The organism is Williamsia sp. (assembly GCF_016462415.1).
Classification (GTDB): domain Bacteria; phylum Actinomycetota; class Actinomycetes; order Mycobacteriales; family Mycobacteriaceae; genus Williamsia_A.
The window spans coordinates 1-8,963 of record NZ_JAEMTF010000143.1; the positions used below are offsets into that span (position 1 = coordinate 1).

Genomic DNA, 8,963 nt, shown 5'->3' on the forward strand with positions numbered 1-8,963 from the left:
CCGCGTCGAACTCACGAACCCGCGTCGTGCCCGGCGCGGATTCGTGAGTTGGGCGCGGAGGTATGGGACAGCGCGGATGTCCGAATGAGGTGTAGAACCTGGGTGTGGCCCACGACACAGTTGTCGCGACACCGAGCCCCGGTGACCCACCCGCGCTTCGCGACGAGATCGCCCGATCCTGGGAGCGGTCCCGGAGCAGCGGACTGCGTCCGTCGGACTCGCTCGAGCGGTTCTCCGTGTCCGACGTCGACCGACGCAGCCGCCTGCTCGCCGCCGCCGAGCCCGTCCTCGACCGCATGGAATCGATGCTCGCCCGGACCCGCTACTGCGTCCTGCTCTCCGACCGCGACGCCCGGCTCGTGGACCTCCGATTCGGCTCGCATCAGGTGCGCGACGCGGTCACCGCGACCGGCACCGTCCTGGGCCGGCCGTTTCGTGAGGAGACCTCCGGGACCAACTCGATCGCGACGGTGCACGAACTGCGGGTCCCCGTCTCCGTGCGTGGCGACGAGCACTACATCGAGGCGATGAAGGGGTTCAGTTGTCACGGCCATCCCTTGATCCATCCGGTGACCCGGCGCATCGAGGGTGTCCTGGACATCACCTGCCTCGTCGACGAGGACAACCCGCTGCTGCAGCCCCTGCTGGCGCAGTCGGCCACCGACATCCAGAGCCGGCTGCTCGAGGAGACCCGCTGGAGTGAGCAGTTGCTGTTCGCGGCGTTCCAACGCAGCAACGCCACGCGCCGTGGCGCGCCGGTCATCGCGATGGCCGACGAGATCCTGCTCGAGAACACCAGCGCCGCAGCCCTCGTCGGCTCCGACGACCACGGTGCGTTGCGCGCACAGATCGAGGGCTCGACACGCCGCAGCGGCACCATCGGGTCGATGACGCTGCGCGCCGGCCGCGCGGTGCGTATCCGCTGGGAGCGTCCGCGGTCCGGGGCGGGAGTAGTGCTTGAGATCGATCCGGTCGACGCCCCGACGGTCATCGACGCCGCGGGCCGGCCACCGGCCGCGCGGACGACGGCGGTCATCGGCGAGCCCGGCTCCGGGCGGTCCACGGCACTGTCCGACTGGGCCCGCACCCCCGACACCGACCGGTTCGACGCCGCCGACCTCGCCGTCGACGACGCCCACGCATGGATGGCCCGGGTGTCGGAGCGGTTGCGGGGCGATGACGCGGTCGTCCTCGTGGAGAACGTGCATCTGCTCCCCGACCTGTTGGCGTGCGCGCTGCGCGAGACGATCGGATCCGCGTCGGCGCGGGTCGGACTCTCGTCGAATCCCGTCGTCGATGTCGGACACGAGCAGAGGCGACTCGTGTCGGTCTGCGCCGACTGCACCGAGCTGGTCCCGCTGCGGTTGCGTCGCCACGAGATCCCCTCCATCGCACGCTCGATGCTGGGGCGCCACGGGCTCGATCTGCACTTCACCCCGGCCGCGATCACCGCGCTGGCGAACCACGACTGGCCCGGCAATCTCGCTGAGCTCGCCCAGGAGATCGACGATCTCGTCGCTCGCCGTTCCGCGGGAGCGATCACCGACACCGACCTCCTCCGACCACGACGGACGAGACCGTCGGACTGCACCCGCAACCCCATCGACACCGCGCTGCACGAGGCGATCACCAACGAACTGCGCCGCCACGGCGGCAACAAGCGGGCGACGGCCGATCACCTCGGCATCAGTCGGACCACGCTCTACAAGCGCATGCGGGAACTCCACATCCCCGGCTGAGGCGAGAACGTCCAGAATCTGAACACCCCGGGTCAGTGATCGCGATCACAGTTGAGGCACGGCCATGTGTGGCCACACCGACAACGGAGGACGTCACCGATGAAGACCAAGGCAGCAGTTCTGATGGACGTGCACAAGCCGTTCGAGATCATGGAGCTCGACCTCGACGCGCCCGGCCCGGGCGAGGTGCTGATCAAGTACGTCGCGTCGGGTCTGTGCCATTCCGATCTCCACCTCACCGACGGCGACCTGCCGCCGCGTTTCCCGATGGTCGGCGGCCACGAGGGCGCAGGCATCATCGAGGAGGTCGGTGTCGGTGTCACCAAGGTGAAGCCGGGCGACCATGTCGTCTGCAGCTTCATCCCCAACTGCGGCACGTGTCGCTATTGCTCGACCGGTCGGCAGTCGCTGTGCGACGTCGGCGCGACGATCCTCGACGGCTGCATGCCCGACGGGACCTACCGATTCCACGGCGGCGGCAACGATTTCGGCGGCATGTGCATGCTCGGCACCTTCTCCGAGCGGGCGGTCATCTCGCAGTACTCGGTGGTCAAGGTCGACGAATGGCTGCCACTGGACAAGGCGGTCCTCGTGGGCTGCGGCGTCCCCACCGGCTGGGGCTCGGCGGTCTACGCGGGCAACGTGCGCGCCGGCGACACCGTCGTCATCTACGGGATCGGCGGCATCGGCATCAACTCGGTGCAGGGCGCCATCCACGCGGGCGCGAAGTACGTCGTCGTCGTCGACCCGGTGGCGATGAAGCGCGACGCCGCGCTGAAGTTCGGCGCCACCCACGGCTTCGCCGACGCCGCCGAGGCGCAGGAGAAGATCACCGAGCTCACCTGGGGACAGGGGGCCGATTGCGCCATCGTGACCGTCGGCACCGTCGACGAGGCGGTCGTGTCGTCGGCGATCGGGGCCGTCGGCAAGGGCGGCACGGTCATCCTGACCGGTCTCTCGAGCCCCGAGGCCTTCACCATCCACTGGCCGGGCATCGACATCACGCTGAACGAGAAGACCATCAAGGGCAGCCTCTTCGGGTCGGCCAATCCGCAGTACGACATCGTCCGGCTGCTCCGCCTGTACGACGCCGGTCAGCTCAAGCTCGACGAGCTGGTGACGACCACCTACACGCTCGAGCAGGTCAACGAGGGATATCAGGACCTCCGCGACGGCAAGAACATCCGCGGCGTCATCCTCCACGACAACTGACGCGAGCCGCGGGGAGATGCCCCGGACCGCCACCCTGGGCGGTCCGGGGCATCCCCGTTATAGACACCTGTCCAGACAGCATTCTTGACACACGTGCGGATGAGCGGTTCCATGACTGGTGTGACCTACGACACGATCATTCGCAACGGCCGGTGGTTCGACGGGACCGGCGGCCCCTCGGCGATACGGGACATCGGCATCCGCGCCGGCCGGATCGCGGCGGTGAGCGACACCCCTCTCGACGACTCCGGCTGCGAACGCGTCATCGAGGCAGCGGGCAAGTGGGTACTGCCCGGGATGGTCGACATCCACACCCACTACGACGTCGAGATACTCGCCGGGCCGTCGCTGTCGGAGTCGCTGCGCCACGGGGTCACCACGATCATGGTGGGGTCGTGTTCGCTGTCGACGATCCATGTCGACGGCACCGACGCCGGCGATCTGTTCGGCCGCGTCGAGGCCATCCCCCGCGAGCACGTCATCGACGCGATCGACCGGCACAAGACCTGGTCGAACTGCGAGGACTACATCGCCGCGCTCGAGGCCCGACCGCTCGGCCCGAACGTCGCGGCATTCATCGGCCACTCGGACATGCGTGCCGCGACCATGGGCCTCGACCGGGCGACCCGGAAGGATCAGCGGCCCAACGCCCACGAGCAGACCCAGATGGAACGCTGGCTCAACGAGGCGCTCGACGCCGGCTTCATCGGGATGTCGTCGCAGCAGCTGCTGTTCGACAAGCTCGACGGCGAGGTCTGCCGGTCGCGCACCCTGCCGTCGACCTACGCGAGGCCTCGGGAACTGCGTCGACTGAAGTCGTTGCTGCGCAGGCGCGATCGCGTCCTGCAGTCGGGACCTGATCTCAAGAACCCGTTGAACGTGGCCTCGCAGCTGGTGCAGTCGTTGGGCATCGGCCGACGCCCGCTCAAGACGAGCCTGCTGTCTGCCGCCGACATCAAGGCCAACCCGCAGGCGATCCGGATCATCGGTCCGCTCGCCCGACTGATCAACCGGCTGGGCGGCAACTTCCGCTGGCAACACCTGCCGGTGCCGTTCGAGGTCTACGCCGACGGCATCGATCTGGTCATCTTCGAGGAGTTCGGTTCGGGTGCGGCCGCGTTGCATCTGAGCGACGAGATGGCGCGCAACGAGCTGCTGCGCGACGAGGGCTATCGCCGCCGATTCCGCAAGGACTACGAGAGCAGGTTCGGCACCCGGGTGTGGCATCGCGACTTCTTCGACGCCGAGATCGTCGCGTGCCCCGACCCCGCGGTGATCGGCAGGTCGTTCGGACAGGTCGGTGTCGATCGCGGCGGCGTCCATCCCGTCGACGCGTTCCTCGACCTCGCCCTCGAACACGGGAAGGCGCTGCGGTGGCGCACGACGATCTCCAACCACCGCCCCGAACTGCTCAAGAAGATGGCCGCCGAACCGGGCATCCAGATGGGGTTCTCCGACGCCGGGGCGCATCTGCGCAACATGGCGTTCTACAACTTCGGGCTCCGACTGCTGCGCCACGTGCGCGACGCCGAGCTCGCGGGTACGCCGTTTCTGTCGATGGAGCAGGCGGTACACCGACTCAGCGGAGAGCTCGCCGACTGGTACCGGATCGACGCGGGTCATCTGCGGGTCGGTGACCGAGCCGATCTGTTCATCCTCGACCCGGAGCGGCTCGACGAGTCGTTGGACGGTTATCACGAGGAGGTCGTCGCGCAGTACGGCGACCTGTCGCGGATGGTCAACCGGAACGATCCGACCGTCGAGGCCGTGTTCGTGGGCGGTGAACCGGTGTTCCTCGACGGTGAGCCGACCGATGTCCTCGGCCACCGGCGCACCGGTCGCTTCCTGCGCGCCGACGCGGCGCCGGCCGCATCCACCTCGACGAGAGCGGTGAGCAATGTCGGTTGACGACGCGGTCCTTGGCCTGTGGAACGCGCTGTCGCAACGGGATTGGGACGGTGTGAAGACGTTCCTCTCCGACGACTGCATCTACGTCGACATGCCTGTCGGACCCACCCTGGCCGCCCGGGGACCCGACGACATCGTCAAGCGCCTGAAGGTCGGACTCGAGGCGTTGGCGAAATACGAGAACCACCCGGGGCTGCTGGTGAGCAACGGCTCCGACGTGATGTTCGAGCACTCCGAGTCGTGGGCGTGGACCACCGGGGAGACCGCCGAGCTGCCGTTCGTGTCGGTGCACCGGGTCGTCGACGGGAAGGTGACGCTGTGGAAGGACTACTGGGACTTCAACGCCATCCTCGGCAGCGCTCCCTCGTCGTGGATGGACGATTTCGCCGGCGCGGACGTCTCCTGGGTCTTCGACGCCACCGACCACGTCTGAGAAGCCTATGGTCGGGTGATGTCGCGTACACAGCTCACACCGGGACCTGACCACCCCATCACCGTGACCCCCACCGGACACCGCGTGACGGTGTCCGTCGGCGGCGTCACGGTCGCCGAGACCGACGCGGCGCTGACCCTGCAGGAGTCGTCGTACCCCGCGGTCCAGTACATCCCGATCGGCGACGTCGACCCGGCATCGCTGCAGTCGTCGGACACCACGACCTACTGCCCGTACAAGGGTGACGCGTCGTACTACGACCTCGACGTCCGCGGGACCACGCAGTCCGACACCGTGTGGGTCTACACCGAGCCCTATGACGCAGTCGCCGACATCAAGGACCACGTCGCCTTCTACCCCGATCGCGTCGAGATCACCGTCGCCGACTGACACTCGGCGACGTCGACGGCGGGAAGGTTCGACAACGCTGCGGCGTTGCGACCACTGTCGCGCCTCGTCACCGGGGTGTGGCCCTCAGCGCCCGTCGACCCAGCCCTCGGGGGAACCTCCATGAGTCAGACGGTCATCGTCACCGGCACCGACCGGTCATCGAGTCCTGCCGGCCGGCGGGACGCGACCTGGTTGATCGCCGTGTCAGCGGCGCTGTGGGGTCTCGACGGTCTGCTGCGCAAGCCCCTGGCGTCCGACCTCGCCGCGGGCACGATCGTGCTGTGGGAGCACCTCATCCCGATGGTCGTGCTCGCTCCCTTCCTGCCGTCGGCGATCCGCGCCTTCGGCCGACTCGGTCTGCGGGACAAGGCCGCGGTGGTGGTCATCGGCGTCGGGTCGTCGGCTGTGGCGACCGCGCTGTTCACGCGGGCGTTCACGATCGCCGGGAGCAGTGGTGACTTCATCACCCCGCTCGTCTTGCAGAAATTGCAGCCCGTCCTCGCCATCGCCCTGGCGGTGTTGCTCCTCGGCGAACGCCTGCGTCCCCGCTTCGCGCTGTATGTGATCCCCGCCCTCGTCGGCGCCTGGCTCCTCGCCTTCGCCGACCCGCTACACCTGAGTGTGTCCGAACTCGAGCCGGCACTGCTCGCGCTCGGCGCCGCCGCTCTGTGGGCGGTCGGCACCGTCCTCGGGCGGCTGGTGTCGCCGTCACTGACACCCCGCCACCTCACCACCCTGCGGCTGGGGTTCGGCACGGTCGGTGCATTCGGCGTCGTCGGGGTGACCGGCGCGCCCGTACTGCCGACGTGGGGCGACGCGGTCGGTCTCGTCCTGCTCGCCCTCATCCCGGGGTTGCTCGCCCTGACGCTGTACTACCGCGCCCTGCAGTCGACCCCGGCGTCCCGGGCAACGCTGGGCGAACTCGCCTTCCCGGCCACCGCCGCCGTCGTCGGAGTGCTCGTGCTGGGCACGAGCCTGGCCTGGTCGCAGTGGACGGGTCTCGGGATCGTCGCCGTGACGGTCACCGCGATGGGCGTCCGCGAGGCCCGCACCCACCCGCGAGGCCACCTCGCGACCACGACCGCCGGCACGTGACACTCAGGCCGGATCCGGGCCCGTGCGTGCACGCCACACCGAGATCGAGTCCTTCGCGGACCGGACGATGTCACCGCGCGCACCCGACACATAGGTGTACCGATCGACATCGGTGCCCGGCGATTCCACGGACCAGACGATCCGGCCGGTGACGGTGTCGAGGGAGTGCATTCCGGACAGGTCGCCGAACACGAGGTAGCGGCCGTCGGTGATACCGATCCGAGCGGTGAAGGAGTTGCGCCACGGCGTGGTCCAGACCCGTCGACCGGTGCGGGTGTCTATGCCGATCAGATTTCCGTCCAGCGATCCGGCGACCAGGACATCCCCGACGATGGCCGGCGTGACACCCCCGACCGGCCTACCCCAGTCGAGCACCGGGTCACGCCAGAGGAGCGCACCGCTGGTCGGGTCGAAGACACCGTCCCCCATCACCACCGGGGCGAACGGTGTGGCCAGAACCTGTGGTTGGAAACTGCCGCCCGCAAGGCTCAGGCGTTGGTTCTGGAGGGTGGTCCCGTTGTCGTCCATGAGCTGCTCGGTGTACCGGTCCAGACTCTCGGCGCGAAACAGGTCGACGCCTATCGGGCGCAGGGAGCCGTTGACGGCGAATCGTCTCGTTCCGGTGTCCAGCGCATAGACCGTCGACATGGAATACGGGTCCCCGAGCCCACCGACGATGAACAGATTCCGTGAAGGAACCAGCTCGGTCACCGACGCACTGGTACCCGCGTTCGGGACCAACCTCGTGAACGACGACATCGGTTTGTCGGCGGTCCCTGCCTGAATCACCACCGTCGTCGAGGGCCCTTGTCCGCGGCTACCGTTGATGAACGTGGTGCCGTCGATGATCGACACCCCCGAGACGTCGAAACCCGGGGTGGTCTCACTTCGTACGCGACCGGTGGCGGTGTCGACGATGATCACGCGCCTGTCAGACCAGCACGCGATCGCGTCGGTGACGGGCCCTTCCGAACATTGCCTGACGGGCCCCAGAGGGCGTTTCCACACGGTCGAGCCCTGAGTTCGGTCGAGGCCGACCAGTGTCACATCACTCGTGATGTCGGCTCCGCCGTACGTGCGCGGCTGACCGAGGGCAGCGATCAGATGAGTCGACGAGTCCACGAGAGTTCCGTAGCCGTTGCCATTGTCGAGGGAAGGAATGGTCCTGAGGACCTCACCGGGCTGATCGGTCAGACGTTTGACGTCGAGTGTCCAGAGCGGCGTCGGACGGACGCCGAAGCCGAGCGAGCGCATCCGGTCGGCCTCGCGGCGCCGGTCGTAGTCGTGACCGACCTTCCACGTGATCGCAGCCGAGGCGATCGCCGTCATCGCGACGAGAACGATCACGAGCCCGCGTTTGCTGTTCACAGATAGGGACGGCACGGGGGTGAACCTATCGCCCATCCACTCGAAAGTTCGCGCAAGTAGCAAACCAGGGGGATGAAAATCGGTTGCCGGGCAACAGACCCTCGTCCGACACTGGTCGCGATGACCCTCACCAGCACTGAGATCGAGACATTCGTCCGCGATGGATTCGTGGCCGTCCGGGGCGCGGCGGACCGCCCGACGATCGACGAGTGCCGCAGGCAACTGTGGGATCTCGTCTCCGAGGACCCGACCGATCCGAGCACCTGGACCGAGCCGGTGCGACGGATGGACAGCCCGATCACCCCGGCCTTCACGAGAGCCGCACAGGCGACCGCACTCACCGAGGCGTACGACCAGCTCGTCGGCCCGGGCCGCTGGCAGCGACGGGTCGAGCTCGGGAATGTCGCGATCCGCTTCCCCGCCGGCGCCGAGTCGAACGACACCGGATGGCACATCGACGCGAGCTATCTACCCCCGGACGCGAGTCGCTACTTCGTCAACGTGTCGTCACGGGACCGCGGGTTGCTGATGCTGTTCCTGCTCTCCGACGTCGGCGCGGACGACGCGCCGACGCGTCTCAAAGTCGGCTCACACCAGGATGTCCCGCGGTTCCTGGCGCCCTACGGCGACGGCGGGGTCGACATGTTCGAACTGTGCGGCGTGATGGACTCCGCCGGCGCCCTCGACTCCCCCGACCGCGCAGAAGCAGTCGCGACCGGCGAGGCGGGTGACGTGTTCCTGTGCCATCCGTTTCTCGTCCACGCCGCCCAGTCCCATCGCGGGACGCAGCCACGATTTCTGTCGCAACCAGGTCTGAT

The 8,963-nt window shown here is 68.0% G+C and carries 8 protein-coding genes; 7 read left to right on the forward strand and 1 reads right to left on the reverse strand.

Annotated elements, in window-relative coordinates:
* Positions 1–104 precede the first annotated feature (104 nt).
* The 6 genes from JHC79_RS21625 to JHC79_RS21650 all read left to right on the forward strand — a co-directional run bounded on the left by JHC79_RS21625 (position 105) and on the right by JHC79_RS21650 (position 6,777).
* Complete coding sequence (locus JHC79_RS21625) at positions 105–1,739, forward strand: helix-turn-helix domain-containing protein (RefSeq protein WP_296394772.1); 1,635 nt, start codon at positions 105–107, stop codon at positions 1,737–1,739.
* Between the two features lie 99 nt (positions 1,740–1,838).
* Positions 1,839–2,951 (forward strand): NDMA-dependent alcohol dehydrogenase, encoded by a 1,113-nt coding sequence (locus tag JHC79_RS21630; RefSeq protein ID WP_296394774.1) that lies wholly within the window; start codon positions 1,839–1,841, stop codon positions 2,949–2,951.
* 111 nt (positions 2,952–3,062) lie between these two features.
* Positions 3,063–4,859, forward strand: a complete 1,797-nt coding sequence (locus tag JHC79_RS21635) for an amidohydrolase family protein (RefSeq protein ID WP_296394775.1) — start codon at positions 3,063–3,065, stop codon at positions 4,857–4,859.
* Positions 4,849–5,292 (forward strand): nuclear transport factor 2 family protein, encoded by a 444-nt coding sequence (locus tag JHC79_RS21640; RefSeq protein WP_296394776.1) that lies wholly within the window; start codon positions 4,849–4,851, stop codon positions 5,290–5,292. The genes JHC79_RS21635 and JHC79_RS21640 overlap by 11 nt, the downstream gene beginning before the upstream one ends.
* An 18-nt stretch (positions 5,293–5,310) precedes the next feature.
* Positions 5,311–5,682 carry a DUF427 domain-containing protein gene (locus JHC79_RS21645; RefSeq protein WP_296394777.1) on the forward strand — a complete coding sequence of 124 codons (372 nt, stop codon included), beginning with the start codon at positions 5,311–5,313 and terminating at the stop codon, positions 5,680–5,682.
* A 120-nt stretch (positions 5,683–5,802) separates the two neighbouring features.
* The gene (locus JHC79_RS21650; RefSeq protein ID WP_296394778.1) at positions 5,803–6,777 is read left to right on the forward strand and encodes a DMT family transporter; all 975 of its coding nucleotides are present in this window, start codon (positions 5,803–5,805) and stop codon (positions 6,775–6,777) included.
* A gap of 3 nt (positions 6,778–6,780) precedes the next feature.
* Here the strand turns inward: JHC79_RS21650 and JHC79_RS21655 are convergent, their stop codons facing one another.
* A complete protein-coding gene (locus JHC79_RS21655) occupies positions 6,781–8,160 on the reverse strand; it encodes a PQQ-binding-like beta-propeller repeat protein (RefSeq protein WP_296394779.1) in 1,380 nt (459 codons plus the stop codon).
* Between the two features lie 105 nt (positions 8,161–8,265).
* On the opposite strand from JHC79_RS21655, the gene JHC79_RS21660 reads away from it, so the two are divergent.
* Positions 8,266–8,963 (forward strand): phytanoyl-CoA dioxygenase family protein (locus JHC79_RS21660; RefSeq protein ID WP_296394780.1); only part of this gene is annotated, 698 nt, incomplete at its 3' end.